This window comes from Tsukamurella ocularis (assembly GCF_024807615.1).
GTDB lineage: Bacteria > Actinomycetota > Actinomycetes > Mycobacteriales > Mycobacteriaceae > Tsukamurella > Tsukamurella ocularis.
This window is the reverse complement of record NZ_JANUCJ010000002.1, coordinates 522,845-540,908: the sequence shown is the minus strand read 5'-3', so window position 1 is coordinate 540,908 and position 18,064 is coordinate 522,845. Positions and strand designations below refer to the sequence as shown.

Genomic DNA, 18,064 nt, shown 5'->3' with positions numbered 1-18,064 from the left:
AAACATGCGGGTACTCAACGGACTCGAGGAACTGCAGGCGGCCGTGGGGGAGCACCTCGGCTACAGCGACTGGGTCGAGATCGACCAGAAGCGGATCGACCTGTTCGCCGAGGCGACCGGGGACCACCAGTGGATCCACGTGGACCCGGACAAGGCAAAGGCCGGCCCGTTCGGCTCGACGATCGCCCACGGCTACCTGACCCTGTCCCTCATCCCGATGCTGGTGTGGCAGATCTACACCGTCGAGCGCACGAAGATGGGCGTCAACTACGGCAGCAACAAGGTTCGCTTCCCCTCACCGGTGCCCGTCGGCTCGCGCGTGCGGGCAGGGGTCGAGCTGGTCTCGGTCACCCCGGGCGGCGGCGGTCAGCAGGTCGTCGCGCGCGTGACCATCGAGCGCGAGGGCGGCGACCGGCCCGCTTGCGTCGCCGAGACCGTCTCCGTGGTGGTCTTCTGATGGCGGAGCAGCACCCGGGCCTCGATCTCGACGTCCTCGGCACGTGGCTCCCGCAGCACGTGCAGGGCGCGGGCTCGCAGCTCGCGGCCGTCCTGATCGCGGGCGGCAAGTCCAACCTCACGTACCGCATCTCCGACGGTGCCTCGTCCTGGATCCTGCGCCGCCCACCGGTCGGCAAGCTCCTGCCGTCGGCGCACGACATGGGCCGCGAGTACCGGATGATGTCCGCGCTCGGCGGCACCGCCGTGCCGGTCCCGGTGATGTACGCCTACTGCGACGACCCCGAGGTGCTCGGCGCGCCGTTCTACGTGATGAGCGAGATCGACGGCGTGCCGTACCGCCGCGCGACGGAGCTGGGGGCGCTCGGCGCCGACCGCACCCGCGCCATCTCCGAGCGGCTGGTCGACACCCTCGTCGAGCTGCACCACGTCGATCCCGCGAGCGTCGGGCTCGGCGACTACGGCCGCCCCGAGGGCTTCCTGGGCCGGCAGGTGCAGCGCTGGCGCAAGCAGTTCGCCGCGGCGCACACCCGCGACCTGCCCAAGGTCGACGAGCTGTTCACCGCGCTCGAGGGCCGGGTGCCCGCGGACGCGGTGCCCGGCATCGTGCACGGCGACTACCGCCTCGACAACGTGCTGGTCTCGCCGCAGGACGAGCCCGCCGCGGTCGTCGACTGGGAGCTCGCGACCATCGGCGACTCGCTCACCGACCTCGCCCTGATGGTGGTCTACGGGCGCCTGGCGAAGATCTCCGCCGGCACCGTCAGCGACGTGAGCGAGGCGCCAGGCTTCCTCGACGAGCAGCAGATCATCGATCGCTACGCTGCCGGATCCTCCCGGGAACTCGGGGATTTCGGCTTCTACATCGCCCTCTCCTGCTTCAAGCTCGCAGGCATCGTCGAGGGCATCCACTACCGCTACGTCAACGGCCAGACCGTGGGCGAGGGCTTCGCGGAGGCCGGGGAGGCAGTGAATCCGCTGCTCGACGCCGGACTCGACGCACTGAAGGAGAATTGACATGGATTTCGCGTACGACGCCAAGACCACGGAGTTGATCGGACAGGTCAATGACTTCATGGACAGCCACGTCTACCCGGCGGAGGAGACCTTCCAGCAGCAGCTCGGCGCGCTGGAGAATCGGTGGGCCTGGGACAGCGCCCCGGTGCTGCACGAGCTACGCGCCGAGGCCCGTAGCCGCGGCTTCTGGAACTTCTTCCTCCCCGGCGAGAACGGTGCGGGCCTGACCAACTTGCAGTACGCGCCCCTCGCCGAGATCTCCGGTCGGAGCCTGCACCTCGCGCCCGCGGTGTTCAACTGCGCCGCCCCGGACACGGGGAACATGGAGGTGCTGAGCGAGTTCGGCACAGCCGAGCAGAAGGAGCAGTGGCTGACCCCGCTCCTGAACGGCGAGATCCGTTCCGCCTTCGCGATGACGGAGCCCGACGTCGCCAGTTCCGACGCCACCAACATCGGCCTGTCGATCGTCCGCGACGGCGACGACTACGTGATCAACGGCCGCAAGTGGTGGATCACGGGCGCCATGAACCCGAACTGCAAGATCTTCATCGTCATGGGCAAGACGGCGCCCGACGCCGAACGCCACCGCCAGCAGTCGCAGATCCTCGTGCCGCGGGACACCCCGGGCCTGGAGGTGCTGCGCGGCATGGAGGTCTTCGGGTATGACGACCACAGCCACGGCGGCCACGCCGAAATGCGGTTCACCGACGTCCGTGTCCCCGCTGCCAACCTGATCGGCGAGGAGGGCGACGGTTTCGCCATCGCGCAGGCCCGCCTCGGGCCCGGCCGCATCCACCACTGCATGCGCTCGATCGGCGTGGCGGAGCGGGCCGTCGAGCTCATGTGTGACCGGGTGGCGGGCCGCACCGCGTTCGGCAAGCCGTTGTCGGAGCAGGGCGTGATCCGCGACTGGATCGCCGAGTCGCGCGTGCGGATCGAGCAGCTGCGCCTGCTGGTGCTCAAGACCGCGTGGCTGATGGACACCGTGGGCAACCGCGGCGCCCACACCGAGATCCAGGCGATCAAGATCGCCACCCCGCAGACGGTGCAGTGGATCCTCGACAAGGCCATCCAGGCGCACGGCGCCGGCGGACTGTCGCAGGACTTCCCGCTCGCCGAGTACTACGCCGGGATCCGCACCCTGCGGTTCGCCGACGGCCCCGACGAGGTGCACAAGAACTCGCTGGCCCGGGCGGAGCTCAAGCGCGTCGCCGCCAAGAAGGCGCAGTGACGGCGCCGGGCCCGGAGGAACTCGCCCGGAAGGTCGACGACTTCCTCGCCGCGCACCCGCCGGCCACGACGGATCCGCTCGAGTTCCTCCGCGCCCGGTACGACGCGGGTCTGGCGTGGGTCGCCTACCCCGAGGGGCGCGGCGGCCTGGGGCTCTCGCGATCGCTGCAGCAGGGCGTGGACGCCCGGTTCGCGGCGGCCGGCGCGCCCGACAACCGCAGTCATGTCAACGGGATCGGCCTCGGGATGGCGGCGCCGACCATCCTGGCCTTCGGAACGCAGGACCAGATCGACCGCTTCCTGCGGCCGCTGTGGACCGGCGAGGAGATCTGGTGCCAGTTGTTCAGTGAGCCCGGCGCGGGCTCCGACCTCGCGGGCCTCGCGACCCGCGCGGTCCGCGACGGCGATGACTGGATCGTCACCGGGCAGAAGGTGTGGACCTCCGGCGCGCACAACGCACAGTGGGCGATCCTCGTCGCCCGCACCGACCCGGACCTGCCGAAGCACAAGGGCCTCACCTATTTCCTGTGCGACATGTCCGACCCGGGCATCGACGTGCGGCCCCTGCGGCAGATCACCGGCGAGGCGGAGTTCAACGAGGTCTTCCTCGAGGGCGTCCGCATCCCGGACGCGCATCGCCTGGGCACGGTGGGACAGGGCTGGCAGGTCGCGAACGCCACGCTCAACAATGAGCGGGTCGCCATCGGCGGCCGGGCGTCGCAGCGCGAGGACGGCATGATCGGCGTGGTCGCCGACACCTGGCGCGAGCGGCCCGAGCTACGCACGCCGGACCTGCACGACGATCTGCTCCGCCTGTGGGTGGACAGCGAGGTCGCCCGCGTGACCGCGCTGCGCCTGGGCCAGAAGCTCGCCTCGGGGCAGCCCGGCCCGGAGGGCGCGGCGATGAAACTCTCCTTCGCCCGGCTCAACCAGAAGCTCTCCGGCCTCGAGCTGGAGCTGCTCGGCGAGGACGGCCTGCGGTACGGCGACTGGACGATGGTCCGCCCCGACCGGGTGGACTTCTACGGCCGCGACGCCGGGTACCGGTACCTGCGTGCCAAGGGCAACTCCATCGAGGGCGGCACCTCGGAGATCCTCAAGAACATCGTGGCGGAGCGCGTACTGGGGCTTCCGCCGGAGCACCGGGTCGACAAGGACCTGCCGTGGAAGGACGTGCCCAAGTGAGCTTCACCCCCCAGCTGCTGAGCAGCGACATCGAGGACGACCTCCGGGCCGCGGTCCGCGACCTGGTCGACCGGCGGGTCGCGCCGGCGGACCTGATCGCCGCCTACGACGGTGCCGCTGCCCCCGGCCTGCAGGCGGAGCTCGCGGAGATGGGCGTCACCGGCCTCCTCGTCCCGGAGGAGCTGGGCGGTGCCTGGGCGGGCGCCGCCGTCGCGGGCGTGGTCGCCGAGGAGCTCGGCTCCGCCTGCGCGGCGGGGGACTTCCTCACGTCGGCGATCGCAGCGTCGGTCGCGGTCGCGGCGGGCGCACCGGTCCTGGCCGGGCAGCTCGCCGAGGGTGCGCGGATCGCCGCGTTGGTCGTGCCGTTCTCGGTGGACCCGCACGGGACGGCGCCGGCCGTCTCCGTCGCCGACGGCGCCCTCTCCGGCACCGTCCGGTCGGTGGCCGGCGCGGTCGGCGCGGAGATCCTGCTCGTGCTCGACTCCGACGGTGCCCTGCAGGCCGTTCCGGCGGCCGACGCGCGGATCGAGGTGGTGTCGTCGCTCGACATGACGCGGCAGGTGGCGGACGTGACCTTCGACGGAACCCGGGGCACGGTCCTCACGTCCGATGGTGTCGCCGCCGTCCGCGCGGGCCTGCTCACGGGGGCCGCGCTGCTCGCCGCGGAGCAGGCCGGGGTGGCGCGATGGTGCGTCGCCACGACGGTCGAGTACCTGAAGCAGCGCAAGCAGTTCGGGCGTGTGGTAGGCGGCTTCCAGGCCGTCAAGCACCGCCTGGCGGAGCTCTACGCCGACGCGGAATCCGCCGCCGCGGTGGCGCGGTCGGCGACGGTGGCCCTGGCGGAGCTCGGGACCGAGGACCCGGAGACCGTGATCGCCGTGGCCGTCGCGGCCGCGTACTGCTCGGACCTGGCTGTGCGCGCGGCGGAGGAGGCGGTGCAGCTGCACGGCGGCATCGGCATGACCTGGGAGGCGCCGGTGCACCTGTACCTCAAGCGCGCCAAGGCGGACCAGATCGGTCTCGGCACCCCGGGGCGGCACCGCGCCGCGCTCGCGGGCCTGATCGACCTCCCCGCCTGAGAAGAAGACACCGTCGGAAAGTAGGAACCATGGGAGTCGTCCACACCGTCACCGGAGACGTCGACGCCGCCGATCTCGGCGTCACGCTCATGCACGAACACGTCTTCGTGCTCACTCCGGACATCCAGCAGAACTATCCGGAGGACTTCGGCGACGAGGACGCCCGGGTGGACGACGCCGTCGCGCAGCTGCAGAAGGCGTACGAGGCCGGCGTGCGCACCATCGTCGACCCGACGGTGGTCGGTCTCGGACGGTACATCCCGCGGATCCAGCGGATCGCCGAGCGCACGCCGGTGCGGATCGTCGCGGCGACGGGCGTCTACACCTATCGCGACCTGCCGCGCTACTTCATGTATCGCGGTCCCGCCCTGACCGCGATGACGGGGATCGACTTCCCGGATCCGATGGCGGACATGTTCGTCCGCGACATCACGGAGGGCATCGGCGAGACCGGGGTCAAGGCCGGCATGCTCAAGTGCGCGATCGACCACCACGGCCTCACCGAGGGCGTCGAGCGGGTGATGCGGGCGGTCGCGAAGGCGCACAACGCCACCGGCGTGCCGATCACCGTGCACACGCACCCGGGCTCGGAGACCGGTCTGCTGGTGAAACGGGTGATGTGCGACGAGGAGGGGGTCGACCCGAGCCGGATCGTGCTGGGGCACAGCGGCGACTCCACCGACGCCGAGCACCTGTCGGCGCTCGCCGACGCCGGCTTCACGCTGGGCTTCGACCGGTTCGGCATCAACCTGGAGACCACCTTCGAGGCCCGCAACGACACCCTCATCGAGATGGTGCGCCGTGGCTACACCGAGAAGATCGTGCTGTCCCAGGACGCCTCCTGCTACATCGACTGGATCGACCCGAACGTCAAGGCGGGCATGCTCCAGTGGCACTACACGCACGTCTTCGACGACGTCTTCCCGTACGTGCTTGAGCGCGGCGTGAGCCAGGACCAGATCGACACCATGCTCGTGGACGTACCGCGCCGCGTGCTGACCGGAGAGGCGTAGATGTCCTTCAACCTGGCGACGATGCTGCGCGAGTCGGCATCGTCGACGCCCGACGCGCCCCTGCTGTTCTTCGGTGATCGCGAGATCAGTTACTCCCAGCTCGACGAGCAGTCGGGGCGCCTCGCGGCCTCGCTGCTGGCCCGCGGCCTCGTCCCCGGCGACAAGGTCGCCGTCCAACTGCCGAACCTGCCGGAGTTCGTGGTCGCCTACTTCGGGATCCTCAAGGCGGGCCTGACGATGGTGCCGCTCAACCCGCTGTTCACCGCGCCGGAGATCGGCTACCACCTCGGCGACAGCGATGCGAAGCTGCTCGTGGCCTCCGACTTCTCCGCCGAGGCCGCGCTCGTCGGCGCGGCGGAGGCGGGCGTCGGCGACGTGGTCGTGGTCCCGCTGGGCGCGCCGACCCCGTCGGGCGCGACGCCGTTCGCCGAGCTGCTGGCCGAGCCGGACACGGGGGAGATCCACCCCACGAGCTCCGACGACACCGCCGTGCTGCTGTACACCTCCGGCACCACCGGTCGGCCGAAGGGCGCTGAGCTCACGCATTTCGAGCTCTACATGAACTGCACGATCGCGCCGCAGCTGTTCGGGATGCGCGACGACGACGTCGCACTAGGTGCCCTTCCGCTGTTCCACGTCTTCGGCCTGTCCAGCGTGCTCAACGCGGCGGTCCGCTACGGCGGTTCGGTGGCCCTGGTGCCGCGGTTCGAGGCGGAGGCGGTGATCGACGTCATCGAGCGCCGCCGGGTCACGGTGCTCTCCGGCGTGCCCACGATGTACGTGGCGCTGCTCGGGGTCGACCTCGCCGGCCGCGACGTCTCCAGCATGCGCGCCGCCGTCTCGGGAGGCGAGTCGATCCCCGGCGGCGTGATCAGCGCCTTCGAGGAGAAGTTCCCGGGGCTGGCGATCCTCGAGGGCTACGGGCTCTCGGAGACCGCGTCGACCGCGACCTTCAACATCAGCGCCGAGCAGCGCAAGGTCCTCTCGATCGGCAAGCCCATCTGGGGTGTCCAGATGCGGGCCGTCGACCTCGACGGTGCCGAGTTGCCGCCCGGGGCGGACAACATCGGCGAGATCGTGGTCCGTGGACACAATGTCATGAAGGGGTACTACAAGCGTCCCGAGGCGACTGCGGAGGCGCTGCGCAACGGCTGGTTGCACACGGGCGACCTCGGCTACCGCGACGAGGACGGCTACTTCTTCATCGTCGACCGGCTGAAGGACCTGGTGATCCGCGGCGGCTACAACGTGTACCCCCGCGAGGTCGAGGAGGTGCTCTACGCGCACCCCGAGGTCGTCGAGGCCGCCGTCGTCGGCCGCCCCGACGACAGGCTGGGGGAGGAGGTCGTCGCCTTCGTCGTCCTGCGTCCGGGTGCGAGTGCGGACGCCGCGGGCCTCACCGAGTTCAGCCGGGAGCGCCTGGCGGCGTACAAGTACCCGCGCGAGATCCACCTGCTCGCCGAGCTGCCGAAGGGCGGCACCGGCAAGATCCTCAAGCGGGAGCTGCGCGCGAGGTAGTTCTCGGAGGCGGCGGCTCGGCGGTGACCGCCGGAGCGCCGCCTCCGTTCCCCGTCAGGCGATCACGCGCTCGACGAAGGCGAGGAGCTCGGCGGCCACGTCGTCGCGGGTCTCGGGCTCGTTGTGCACCTCGTGCCGCACGCCGGGGTAGACGCGGGTCCGCACGTCGGGATGTCCGGAGGCGACGAGGGCGTTGGCCACGTGGTACGCGCCTTCGCCGTAGTTGGTGACCGGGTCCTGGTCACCCGCGAGAATCAGCACGGGCGTCTCCGCACGGAGCGCGGCGTAGAAGGCGTCGCCGTTCGCGGCGTCGTACAGCTCGATGAAGCCGCGCAGGAACCGGGCCGACATCGGAGCGCCGAAGTTGTTGAACGGGTCGACCGCGTGGTCCCGCACGACGTCTGCGTCCCGCGCGACCCAGTCGGTCGGGCCCGCTCCCGCGCCGAACCGGGAGACGAAGCCGTCGAACAGCTCTCCGACGTAGCGCGCCGGCGCGGGCCCGGCCTGATCGGGTTCGGCCGCGAGCGCCGCGCGGTCGACGACACCGTCGATCCCGGCGATCTGCGCGGCGATCCCGCACAGGACCAGGCCGTCGATCCCGTCGGGCTGCGCGGTGGCGAGACCGCGGGCGATCATCGAGCCCATCGAGTGCCCGAAGGCGACGTAGGGCAGGCCCGGGTGGAGTTCCTGAACCTTCGCGCGGAGCGCCGCGGCGTCGGTGACGAGGACGTGCGCCGCGTCCTCGCCTGCATCGCCCCACACGCCCGAGGCCATCGCCGTCGCGCCGTGTCCCGCGTGGTCCTCGGCGGCCACCACGAAGCCGGCGTCGAGCAGCGTCGTGACGAGGCGCAGGTACCGGCGCGAGTGCTCGCCCAGGCCGTGGATCACCTGCACGATCGCGCGGGGCTCGCGGACCGGCGTGTAGATCCAGGCGTGGACGGTGTCGCGGCCGTTGGCGGACGGGAAATCGGGTTCGACGAGTGCCATGTGCTCTTTGTACGTGATCGAGGTCGGCGCCGGTGTCGAACGGGTCCGAAGCCCTGGAAACGGTCTCCCAACTGCGTAAGCAAACGCTTAGCAATTTTCGAGAATCGGTTGACACGAACGTCAACGTCAAGCATTCTCTGTGTCGGGGATCACAATTTTGACGAAGGGCCATCCATGACACAGACCAGCGAGCCCGGTGCCGTCGCGCCGGTGAAGAAGAAGTCGCACGGCAAGCTGCTCACCGCCGGGCTGGTGAGCAGTTCGATCGAGTGGTACGACTTCTTCGTCTACGGCACCGCCGCAGCCCTGGTGTTCGACAAGGTCTTCTTCCCGGACCTCTCGCCGCTGATGGGCACGCTGATGGCCTTCGCGACGTTCTCGGTGGGCTTCATCGCCCGGCCGCTGGGCGGAATCCTGGCGGGGCACTTCGGTGACAAGATCGGCCGCAAGCCGATGCTCATCTGGTGTCTGACCGCGATGGGGGCGGCCACCTTCCTCATCGGCTGCCTGCCCACCGCGAGCGCGATCGGCTCGCTCGCCCCGATCCTGCTGGTGTCCCTGCGCTTCGTCCAGGGCCTCGCGTGCGGCGGCCAATGGGGCGGCGTGGTGCTCCTGCTCACCGAGTCGGCGGGACCCAAGAAGCGGGGATTCGCCGGGACCTTCGGGCAGATGGGCGTTCCGCTCGGCCTGCTGCTGGGCAACCTGATGATGATCCTGATGAACGGCATCCTCGACGACGCCGCGTTCCTGAGCTGGGGCTGGCGCGTGCCCTTCTGGGCCAGCGCGATCCTGGTGCCCGTCGTGATGTACATCCACAAGAAGATCGAGGATTCGCCGGAGTTCCTCGCCCTGCAGCGCGAGGTCGCGGCCAAGAACGCGGGCAAGGAGACGGTCGCCGCGGCGCCGCTGTCCGAGGCGATCCGTGGGCACTGGGGCAAGATCCTGCTCGGCGCCGGGCTGCTGGCCGGCACCAACTCCGCGTTCTACGTCTCCATCGCCGGCTTCGTGAGCTACGGCAGCAAGAAGCCGTCCGCGGGCGGCCTGGGCATGAGCAGCAACTCGATCCTGGCGTGCGTGCTCGCGACCTCGGTCGTCATGCCGCTCGTGATCATGGCCGCGGGTGCGGTGTCCGACCGCGTCGGTCGCCGGCCGCTGATCCTGATCGGCGGCGCCGTGCTCATCGCCTGGGCGTTCCCGTTCTTCTGGCTCGCGGAGACCACGAACATCGGGCTGCTGCTGGTCGCGATGTTCGTCTCCAGCTTCGGGCAGGCGCTCACCTACGGGCCGCTGGCCGCGTTCATGGCGGAGCTGTTCGAGCCACGGATCCGTTACTCGGGCGCCTCGCTGGCCTACCAACTGGCGGCGGTCGCCGTCTCGGGTGTTGCACCGCTGATCATGACGGCAATCATCGCCGAGACGCAGTCCAGCACGTTCGTCTCGGTCTACCTCGCCGCCATGGGGCTGGTGACCCTCGCCAGCGCGTACTTCCTCAAGGAGACGAACGACAGGGCGGTGCGCGAGGATCCCAACGCGGTGCCCGGGATCCCCGCGTCGGTATGAGCCGGCACCGGCGTCCTTGAAGGTCCGAGCGGAGCCGAGCAGACTCGTGAGCGTGACGATCAGCGAATCGCAGGAGCGGGCCCGCGCGAACCGCAAGGACGCCGGTGGCGCCCGCCGGGAGGAGCTACTCCGGGCGGCCGCCGAGTGCTTCGACGACCTCGGCTATGCGGCCACCACGGTGGAGCTCATCGCGGCCCGCGCGCAGACCTCCCGGCCCACCTTCTACGCCTACTTCCGGTCCAAGGACGAGATCCTCCTCGCCCTCGTGGACCGGATCGGCGCGGAACTCGAGGCGACGCAGATGCTGGACGGCATCGAGACCGACGTGCCGCGCGAGGTCATCGCGGCCACGATGCGGGCCTACGCCGACGCGGTCTTCGCGAACGGCGGCCTCGTCGCCCTGTTCGACGCGATGGCCCCAGTCCGGGAGGACGTCGCGGCGGTCTGGGACCGCACGACGCGGCGCACGCACCGCCGCTACACCGCCTATCTCGAGTCCCTCGATCCCGGCACCGTCGACCTGTGCCTGCCGCCCGCGGCGCTGGTCACCATCCTCAACGACACCATCCACCACGGCGCGAAGCGCGTGGCGCGCGACAGTCCCGCCGCGCGCGAGCGCTTCATCGCGGATCAGATCCGCGTCGCTGAACGACTGATCGGCTTCTGACGGAGCCGACGCACCGAAGGAGACCCATGACCGACCGGACCACCGGCGTCGCCGCGGCGCTCGACGCCGCCGCCGACGAGATCCGTGCACTGCGCCTGAAGAACTGGCCGGCGCAGGTGCCGCGCACCGTCGAGTACCCGGCGGGAACGCCCGCGATGGTGGAGCACCTCCGGCACTGGGCGCGGCACCGGCCCGACGCCGTCGCGATCGCCTTCTACGGTCGCGAGGTCACCTACGCCGAGTACGACGAGCTGTCCGACCGGTTCGCGGGCCTGCTCCGTGAGGAGGGGGTCCGCGCGGGCGACGCGGTCGGCGTGTACCTGGGCAACTGCCCGCAGTTCGCGATCGCCATGCTCGGCATCCTCAAGGTGGGCGCCGTGCACGTGCCGGTCAACCCGCTGCTCAAGGGGCGCGAGCTGCAGCACGAACTGGACGACGCCGGCGTCGGCGTGCTGCTGGCGCAGACCGACCTCCTGGACCTGGTGGAGACGGTGCGCGCGCAGACGCCGGTGCGCACGGTGCTCGCCACCGCCGTGGGCGATCTTCTCGCGGACACCGCGCCGCTCCCGGACGCCCCGGCGCCCTTCGACATCGCGCCCGACCCGCGCAGCGACTGGCGCCGTGTGGTCGCCGCCGCGCCCGCGCCGGTCCGGGACTCCGACCCGGATGCGCTCGCCGCGCTCAACTACACCGGCGGCACCACCGGTCTGCCCAAGGGCTGCGAGCACACCCAGCGGCACATGGCCTACACGGCGGCCACCGCCACCGTGGCGGGCGGTGCCGCCGTGGGGGAGAGCGCCCCGGTCGGGCTGAACTTCCTGCCCGTATTCTGGATCGCCGGTGAGGATTTCGGCATCCTCAAGCCGCTGCTCAACGGCCAGACGATCGTGCTCATGACCCGGTGGGAGCCGTCGGTCGCCGCCGCGCTCATCGCGCGGTACGGCGTGACGGACACCGTCGCCACGGTCGACAACTACGTCGAGCTCATGGACCTGCCCGGGTTCGACGGTGCCGCCTTCCGCACCGTCGTGAACCCGCTGGCCGTCTCCTTCGTGCTCAAGCTGACCCCGGAGCTGCGGGCCCGCTGGCGCGCCCTGACCGGCGGAGTCCTGCGCGAGGCCTCCTACGGCATGACCGAGACCCACACCGCAGACACGTTCACGCTCGGCTTCCAGGACGGCGACCGAGACCTCACCACCGACCCCGTCTTCTGCGGGCTCCCCGTACCCGGCACCGACATCCTCGTCGTCGACCCCGACGGTGCGTCCGTTCCCCTCGGCGAGACCGGCGAGATCGTGGTGCGCAGCGAATCGATCCTCACGGCCTACCACCGCCGGCCCGACGCGACCGCCGAGGCGATCCGGCACGGCTGGTTGCACACCGGCGACGTGGGGAAGATCGACGACTGGGGCGCCGTCCACTACCTCGCGCGAACGAAGGAGATGATCAAGGTCAACGGCATGTCGGTCTTCCCGTCGGAGGTGGAGGCGCTGCTCAAGGATCATCCGTCGATCGGCTCGGTCTCGGTCGTGCCGCGGCCCGACGCGCGCAAGGGCCAGGTGCCCCTCGCCTTCGTCGTCTCGGCGGGGCCCGTGGACGTCGCCGAGCTCACGGCGTGGGCGCGGGAGAACATGGCGGGCTACAAGGTGCCCGACTTCGTGGTCGTCGACGCGCTGCCGATGACGGCGACAGGCAAGGTGCGCAAGGGTGTGCTGTTCGAGAGGGCGGCGCAGATCGCAGGCGCGGCATCAGAGGGAAGTCCTGCGGTGGCCGCGGAGAACGTGGCGGCCGCGTTCAACCAGGGGGAGTCGAAGTGAAGCTGCTCATCGCCAATCGCGGGGAGATCGCGCTGCGGATCATCCGCACCGCACGGGAACTCGGCATCCCGACCGTGGCCGTCTACGCCGCGGACGACGCCGACACCCCGCACGTCGCCGCCGCCGACGATGCCGTCGCACTCGCGGGCTCCGGCCCCGCCGCGTACCTGGACCGCGACGCGATCGTCGCGGCCGCCGCGAGCACGGGCGCCGACGCGGTGCACCCCGGCTACGGCTTCCTCGCGGAGAACGCAGATTTCGCCGCGGCCTGCGCCGCCGCCGGCCTGACCTTCGTCGGCCCCGATCCCGACGTTCTCCGCACCTTCGGCGACAAGGCCGCCGCCCGCTCGGCCGCCGTCGCCGCGGGGGTCCCGGTGCCCGCCGCGACCGACGGCGGGGCCGACCTCGAGGCGGTGCGCGCCTTCGCCGCCGGCCGCCCGGCCGGCGTCATGATCAAGGCCGTCGCGGGCGGCGGAGGCCGCGGAATGCGCGCCGTGCCGCCCGGTCCCCGGTACGACGAGGACCTCGAATCGGCCTACCGCGCCTGCGTCTCCGAGGCCGAGCTCGGTTTCGGAGACGGTCGCGTCTTCGCCGAGGAACTGCAGACCGGCGCCCGGCACATCGAGGTCCAGGTCGTCGGCGACGGCACCGCCGTCGTCGCCCTCGGCGACCGCGATTGCAGCGTGCAGCGCCGCAACCAGAAGCTGATCGAGGTCGCGCCCGCGCCGGCGTTGGACGGCGACCTGCGCTCCGCGCTCCACGGTCACGCCGCCCGGCTGTGTGCCGCCGCCGGCTACCGCGGGCTCGCGACCGTCGAATTCCTGGTCCGCGACGGCGGGGCCGTCTTCCTGGAGGTGAACCCCCGGATCCAGGTGGAGCACACCGTGACCGAGGAGGTGACCGGCGTCGACCTGGTGGCCGCGCAGCTCGCCCTCGCCGAGGGCGCTCCGCTCGACGACCTCGGCCTGCCGCCCGCGATCGGGTGCCGCGACGGCGCCGTCAGCGGGACGCCCGCCGCCGCCCACGGCACCGCCGTGCAGGCGCGCGTGAATCTGGAGGTGCCGCAGCGCGACGGCACCGTGCTCCCCGCCGCGGGCGTCCTCGCCGGCTACACGCCGCCGACCGGCCCCGGCGTCCGCGTCGACGGCTACGGCCGGCCGGGCCTGGCCACCTCCACCCGGTACGACTCCCTGCTCGCCAAGGTGATCGTGCGGGCCGCCACGCCGGCGCGCGCCTACGCCAAGGCCGATGCGGCGCTGGGGGAGTTCGTGATCGACGGCCCCGGTACCAACGTCGCCCTTCTGCGTGCCGTCCTCGCCGACTCCGAATTCCGTTCGGGCCCCGTCGACACCGGCTATCTCGCGCGCCGGATCGGCGACCTCGTGCCCCAGACCGCCGCCCCCGCATCGACGCCCGCCGTCGAGCTCGACGGCGACGTGCTCACCGCGACGCTGACCGGCACCGTCGTCGCCGTCGCGGAGGCCGGAGCCGCCGCCGAACCCGGCACCGCGCTGGTCGTGCTCGAGGCCATGAAGATGGAGCACGAGCAGGCGCTGCCGGTCCCGGTCACCGTCGGCGAGGTGCTGGTGCGGCCGGGGGAGACGGTGGCCGCGGGGACGCCGCTCCTGACGTACGCCGCAGCCGACGGCGCGACGACCGCCGCCGACGCGGCCGACGCCCTCGACCTCGACCGGCCCCGCGCGGACCTCGACGAGGCGCGCGAACGGCACCGCGTCACCCTCGATGAGGGCCGCCCCGACGCCGTGGCCAAGCGGCGCCGGATCGGCCGGCGCACCGCCCGCGAGAACATCGAGGACCTCGTCGACGAGGGCAGCTTCACCGAGTACGGGGCGCTGCTCCTCCCCGCTCAGCGGGCCCGACGCTCCGAGGAGGAGCTCATCGCCACCGGCGCCGCGGACGGGCTCATCGGCGGCCTCGCGACGATCGGCGGTGCCGAGGCGATGGTGATCTCGTACGACTACACCGTGCTCGCGGGCACGCAGGGCTGGCGCAACCACGCCAAGACCGACCGGCTCATCGACGTCGCGAACCGCAGGAACGTGCCCATCGTGCTGTTCGCGGAGGGCGGCGGCGGCCGCCCCGGCGACACCGATCTCGACATCGTGGCGGGCCTCGACGTCCCCACGTTCCGGTCGCTCGGCGCGCTGCGCGGGCGGGTGCCGCTGATCGCCGTCGTCTCCGGCCGCTGTTTCGCCGGGAACGCGGCGCTCGCGGGCATCTGCGACGTCGTCATCGCCACGCCCGACGCCAACCTCGGCATGGGCGGGCCGGCGATGATCTCGGGTGGCGGCCTCGGCGAGTTCCCGCCGGAGGCCATCGGCCCCATCGACGTGCAGCGCCGCAACGGCGTCGTGCACGTCGTCGCCGACGACGAGGCCGACGCGGTCGATCGCGCGCGCCGATACCTCGGCTACTTCGCCGGGCCCGTCGACGCCTGGACCGCGCCCGACCCGCGCGCCGCGCGCCACGTGGTCCCGGAGAACCGGCTGCGCGCCTACGACGTCCGCGCCGCGATCGCCGCGATCGTCGACGAGGACTCGACGCTTGAGCTGCGCCGCGACTACGGCGTCGGCATCATCACCGCGCTGGTCCGGGTGGAGGGGAAGCCGTACGCGCTTATCGCGAACAGCACCCGCCACCTGGGCGGCGCGATCGACGGCGAAGCCGCGGACAAGCTCGCTGACTTCCTGGAACTGGCACAGGCGCACGGGCTCCCGATGATCTCGCTCTGCGACACCCCCGGGTTCATGGTCGGGCCCGAGACCGAGGAGCAGGCCACCGTCCGGCGGTTCTCCCGGCTGTTCGTGCTCGGCGCGCGGCTCACGGTGCCGCTCGGCGTGATCGTGCTGCGCAAGGGCTACGGTCTCGGCGCGATGGCCATGACCGGCGGCAGCTTCCACGCCCCGCAGTTCACCGTCGCCTGGCCCACCGGCGAGATCGGCGGTATGGGCCTCGAGGGAGCGGTGCGGCTGGGCTTCAGCAGGGAACTCGCCGCCGCACCCGACGAGGGCGCTCGCGCTGAGCTCTTCGACCAGCTGCTGGCACTCGCGTACCAACGCGGCCGGGCCCTGCACGCCGCCACCACCTTCGAGCTGGACGACGTGATCGACCCCGCCGCCACCCGGAACTGGATCCGTACCCTCACCCGGTGAGGGAGTGAGGGTACGGATCCTCCGCGGTCGCCGGCCGCGCCGGCGACCGCGGGTCCCGCGGTGATCAGCGCACGCGGCGGAACAGCGCCTCCAGGGCGATGACCAGCACCACGGCGATCACCATGTGCATCAGCGAGAGCATCACCGTCGACGGCCCGTCGAAGTCGGCGGCCAGGGTGCCCGCGATGGTGCCGAGCGACGCCGCGGCGCCGACCACGGCGGCGACCCGCAGGATCGGGGCCCACAGCTTCGAGAGCAGCACAGCCGCGGTCATGCCGACGGCGAGCGGAGCCACCGTCATGAGGACGACGCCGCCGGGGGCGACCGAGGCGCGGACGCCGGCCTCGTCGGTCATGGTGAAGTCGCCGCCCGCGACGAGGCCGATCAGCCACAGGGCGAGGTTGATCAGTAGCGACAGGCCGACGGTGCCCAGCACGGCGGTCGTGCGGGTCAGGCGGAAGGTCGACGGGGCTGCGGTGTCGATGGCGGTCATGATGTCTCCTCGGGTCGTTTTCCGGAACGAGTCCATCACATAACCCGAAGCATTGTTGAGGTCAAGCCCTAGTTCAAACCGGATTGTGCGGCGACCACCGCGGCCTGCACCCGCGACTGCACGCCGAGCTTCATCAGCACTCGCGAGACGTGTGTCTTCACCGTCGCCTCGCCGATGTCGAGACGCCGCGCGATCTGCTGATTCGACAGGCCCTCGCCGAGCCCGGCCAGGACGTCGCGCTCGCGGTCGGTGAGCGCGCTGAGGTCGACGGCCGCCGGCTCCGCGCCGGGCCGGGGGATCGCCGCGATCACTGCGCGGGTCACCTTCGGGTCGAGCACGGCATCGCCGGCCGCCACGGCCAGGACGGCGCGGATCAGCTCGTCGCCGCCCGCCGACTTGAGCAGGAAGCCGCTGGCTCCGGCGCTGAGTGCGCCCAGCACGTACTCGTCGAGATCGAAGGTCGTCAGCACCAGGACGGCGCTGTCGGTCTCGGCCACGACGGAGGCGGTCGCCGCGAGGCCGTCGACCCGCGGCATCCGCACGTCCATCACGACCACGTCGGGCTTGAGGGCCCGCGCCTGCCGCAGGGCGGCGGCACCGTCGGCCGCCTCGCCGATCACCCGCACCTCGCCGGTCGATTCCAGGAGCAGGCGCAGGCCCGCCCGGATCGCCGCGTGATCGTCCGCCAGGACGACGGTGGCCGTCACCGCGCCACCTCCATCGGGATCCGTGCCCGGACCACCCAGGCCCCGTCGTCCGGGCCCGCGGTCGCCGACCCGCCGATGGACTCCGCGCGGAAGGCGATGTTGCGCAAGCCGTCCCCCGAGCCGGTCGGTCCGGGCGGCAGGGCGTTCACGGCGGTCATGGTCAGGTGCTCCTCGGCGACGGCGACGTCGACCTCCAGCGCGGCGCCGGGGGCGTGTTTGGTGGCGTTCGTGATGACCTCACCGAGGATCCGAGTGAGGGTGGCCTCGACGGCGGTGGGCAGCGGACCGTCGGGCAGTCGGACCCGGACGGACACGCCCGCGGCCCCCGCGGTCTCGATGAGCGGCTCCAGAGATTCGAGGGTCGTGCGGACGGCGGCGTCGTCGGGGGAGGTGAGCAGGTTGATCGTGGCCCGCATCTCCTCGAGCGCGGCGAGGCTGCCGGACCGGATCGACTGCAGCACCGCGGGGTTCTCGGGGGTGCGCTGCGCGGCGTCCGCGAGGATCGCGACCGCGGAGAGGTGTCCGGCGACGGTGTCGTGCAGCTCGCGGGCGAGGCGGCGCCGCTCGTCCGCGAGTGCCGTGGCGCGCCGGGACTCGCCCTCCTCCCGCTCGAGCTCCGCGAGCCTTCGGTAGGCGAGCACCGCCCGGCCGTAGCCGATCGGCGACCAGACCACGGCGATGAGGATCAGGACGGCGTACATGCCGGCCTTCACCCCCACGAACACGGTCGCGCCGACGCCGAGCACCGCGGTGAGGACCAGCACCGTCACCGAGACCACGTCCCGCAGCCGTTCGGACCCCGTCGCCACGGCGAGGTAGATCACGTCCGACAGGGCGATCCACAACACCACGGACGGCCCGAAGGTGAAGTCCCAGGCGACCAGCGCCAGCATGAGGCCGAAGGCCGCGGCCGCGCGACGCCGGGCGAGCAACTGGATCGCCAGTGCGCCGCCGAGCAGTCCGAGCTTGACCTGCCAGGGGTAGAAGTCCTCGGTCCTCGAGTTGACGGACCAGCCGCCGGCGCCCCAGAGTACGGCCCCCACCAGGCAGATGCCGAAGGCCGGCACGGCGGCGTACTCCGACGACCACCCGCTCAGCACCGACCTCATGCGCCCATTGCAGCACATCGCCGCAGCCGGCGGGTCCACCGAAAGGGGGAGGG

Annotated in this window: 15 protein-coding genes; 11 read left to right on the top strand and 4 right to left on the bottom strand. The window is 71.7% G+C overall.

Annotation, left to right across the window (positions count from 1 at the left end; translation table 11 throughout):
- Positions 1 to 4 precede the first annotated feature (4 nt).
- From HNP44_RS08675 to HNP44_RS08645, 7 genes are read left to right on the top strand one after another with little or no spacing between them, the layout of a single operon-like run.
- Positions 5 to 457, top strand: coding sequence for a MaoC family dehydratase (locus HNP44_RS08675; RefSeq protein WP_259140175.1), 453 nt, complete (start codon positions 5 to 7; stop codon positions 455 to 457).
- Positions 457 to 1,473 carry a phosphotransferase family protein gene (locus HNP44_RS08670; RefSeq protein WP_259140176.1) on the top strand — a complete coding sequence of 339 codons (1,017 nt, stop codon included), beginning with the start codon at positions 457 to 459 and terminating at the stop codon, positions 1,471 to 1,473. The genes HNP44_RS08675 and HNP44_RS08670 overlap by 1 nt, the downstream gene beginning before the upstream one ends.
- Position 1,474: 1 nt before the next feature.
- Complete coding sequence (locus tag HNP44_RS08665; RefSeq protein WP_259140177.1) at positions 1,475 to 2,704, top strand: acyl-CoA dehydrogenase family protein; 1,230 nt, start codon at positions 1,475 to 1,477, stop codon at positions 2,702 to 2,704.
- Entirely contained in the window at positions 2,701 to 3,888 is a 1,188-nt protein-coding gene (locus HNP44_RS08660; protein ID WP_259140179.1) for an acyl-CoA dehydrogenase family protein, read from the top strand. Before HNP44_RS08665 ends, HNP44_RS08660 begins: the two co-directional genes overlap by 4 nt.
- Positions 3,885 to 4,967 carry an acyl-CoA dehydrogenase family protein gene (locus HNP44_RS08655; protein ID WP_259140180.1) on the top strand — a complete coding sequence of 361 codons (1,083 nt, stop codon included), beginning with the start codon at positions 3,885 to 3,887 and terminating at the stop codon, positions 4,965 to 4,967. Before HNP44_RS08660 ends, HNP44_RS08655 begins: the two co-directional genes overlap by 4 nt.
- A 29-nt stretch (positions 4,968 to 4,996) precedes the next feature.
- On the top strand, positions 4,997 to 5,980 hold the full coding sequence (locus HNP44_RS08650) for a phosphotriesterase family protein (protein ID WP_259140181.1): 984 nt from the start codon (positions 4,997 to 4,999) through the stop codon (positions 5,978 to 5,980).
- Positions 5,981 to 7,498 carry a long-chain-fatty-acid--CoA ligase gene (locus HNP44_RS08645; RefSeq protein ID WP_259140183.1) on the top strand — a complete coding sequence of 506 codons (1,518 nt, stop codon included), beginning with the start codon at positions 5,981 to 5,983 and terminating at the stop codon, positions 7,496 to 7,498. It begins immediately after the preceding gene.
- 54 nt (positions 7,499 to 7,552) lie between these two features.
- Here the strand turns inward: HNP44_RS08645 and HNP44_RS08640 are convergent, their stop codons facing one another.
- Positions 7,553 to 8,485, bottom strand: a complete 933-nt coding sequence (locus HNP44_RS08640; RefSeq protein ID WP_259140185.1) for a lysophospholipase — start codon at positions 8,483 to 8,485, stop codon at positions 7,553 to 7,555.
- A gap of 174 nt (positions 8,486 to 8,659) precedes the next feature.
- On the opposite strand from HNP44_RS08640, the gene HNP44_RS08635 reads away from it, so the two are divergent.
- Genes HNP44_RS08635 through HNP44_RS08620 form a run of 4 tightly spaced genes read left to right on the top strand, consistent with a single transcriptional unit; the run spans position 8,660 to position 15,702 of the window.
- Positions 8,660 to 10,045, top strand: a complete 1,386-nt coding sequence (locus HNP44_RS08635) for an MFS transporter (protein ID WP_259140187.1) — start codon at positions 8,660 to 8,662, stop codon at positions 10,043 to 10,045.
- Between the two features lie 52 nt (positions 10,046 to 10,097).
- Positions 10,098 to 10,712, top strand: coding sequence for a TetR/AcrR family transcriptional regulator (locus tag HNP44_RS08630; protein ID WP_259140189.1), 615 nt, complete (start codon positions 10,098 to 10,100; stop codon positions 10,710 to 10,712).
- Between the two features lie 26 nt (positions 10,713 to 10,738).
- Positions 10,739 to 12,529, top strand: coding sequence for an AMP-binding protein (locus HNP44_RS08625; RefSeq protein WP_259140190.1), 1,791 nt, complete (start codon positions 10,739 to 10,741; stop codon positions 12,527 to 12,529).
- Positions 12,526 to 15,702 (top strand): acetyl-CoA carboxylase family protein, encoded by a 3,177-nt coding sequence (locus tag HNP44_RS08620; RefSeq protein WP_259140191.1) that lies wholly within the window; start codon positions 12,526 to 12,528, stop codon positions 15,700 to 15,702. The genes HNP44_RS08625 and HNP44_RS08620 overlap by 4 nt, the downstream gene beginning before the upstream one ends.
- 64 nt (positions 15,703 to 15,766) lie before the next feature.
- On the opposite strand, the gene HNP44_RS08615 is transcribed toward HNP44_RS08620, so the two are convergent.
- The 3 genes from HNP44_RS08615 to HNP44_RS08605 all read right to left on the bottom strand — a co-directional run bounded on the left by HNP44_RS08615 (position 15,767) and on the right by HNP44_RS08605 (position 18,011).
- Positions 15,767 to 16,195: a DUF6069 family protein gene (locus HNP44_RS08615; RefSeq protein WP_259140192.1), complete on the bottom strand. Its 429-nt coding sequence runs from the start codon at positions 16,193 to 16,195 to the stop codon at positions 15,767 to 15,769.
- A 68-nt stretch (positions 16,196 to 16,263) separates the two neighbouring features.
- Positions 16,264 to 16,902 carry a response regulator gene (locus HNP44_RS08610; RefSeq protein WP_224645717.1) on the bottom strand — a complete coding sequence of 213 codons (639 nt, stop codon included), beginning with the start codon at positions 16,900 to 16,902 and terminating at the stop codon, positions 16,264 to 16,266.
- Positions 16,899 to 18,011, bottom strand: a complete 1,113-nt coding sequence (locus HNP44_RS08605) for a sensor histidine kinase (RefSeq protein ID WP_259140193.1) — start codon at positions 18,009 to 18,011, stop codon at positions 16,899 to 16,901. Before HNP44_RS08605 ends, HNP44_RS08610 begins: the two co-directional genes overlap by 4 nt.
- Positions 18,012 to 18,064 lie beyond the last annotated feature (53 nt).

What these genes read in the sequence shown, in the direction of transcription:
- HNP44_RS08675 (WP_259140175.1), top strand. Translation starts at nt 5, where the DNA reads ATGCGGGTACTCAACGGACTCGAGGAACTGCAGGCGGCCGTGGGGGAG.
- HNP44_RS08670 (WP_259140176.1), top strand. Translation starts at nt 457, where the DNA reads ATGGCGGAGCAGCACCCGGGCCTCGATCTCGACGTCCTCGGCACGTGG.
- HNP44_RS08665 (WP_259140177.1), top strand. Translation starts at nt 1,475, where the DNA reads ATGGATTTCGCGTACGACGCCAAGACCACGGAGTTGATCGGACAGGTC.
- HNP44_RS08650 (WP_259140181.1), top strand. Translation starts at nt 4,997, where the DNA reads ATGGGAGTCGTCCACACCGTCACCGGAGACGTCGACGCCGCCGATCTC.
- HNP44_RS08645 (WP_259140183.1), top strand. Translation starts at nt 5,981, where the DNA reads ATGTCCTTCAACCTGGCGACGATGCTGCGCGAGTCGGCATCGTCGACG.
- HNP44_RS08640 (WP_259140185.1), bottom strand. Translation starts at nt 8,485, where the DNA reads ATGGCACTCGTCGAACCCGATTTCCCGTCCGCCAACGGCCGCGACACC.
- HNP44_RS08635 (WP_259140187.1), top strand. Translation starts at nt 8,660, where the DNA reads ATGACACAGACCAGCGAGCCCGGTGCCGTCGCGCCGGTGAAGAAGAAG.
- HNP44_RS08625 (WP_259140190.1), top strand. Translation starts at nt 10,739, where the DNA reads ATGACCGACCGGACCACCGGCGTCGCCGCGGCGCTCGACGCCGCCGCC.
- HNP44_RS08615 (WP_259140192.1), bottom strand. Translation starts at nt 16,195, where the DNA reads ATGACCGCCATCGACACCGCAGCCCCGTCGACCTTCCGCCTGACCCGC.
- HNP44_RS08605 (WP_259140193.1), bottom strand. Translation starts at nt 18,011, where the DNA reads ATGAGGTCGGTGCTGAGCGGGTGGTCGTCGGAGTACGCCGCCGTGCCG.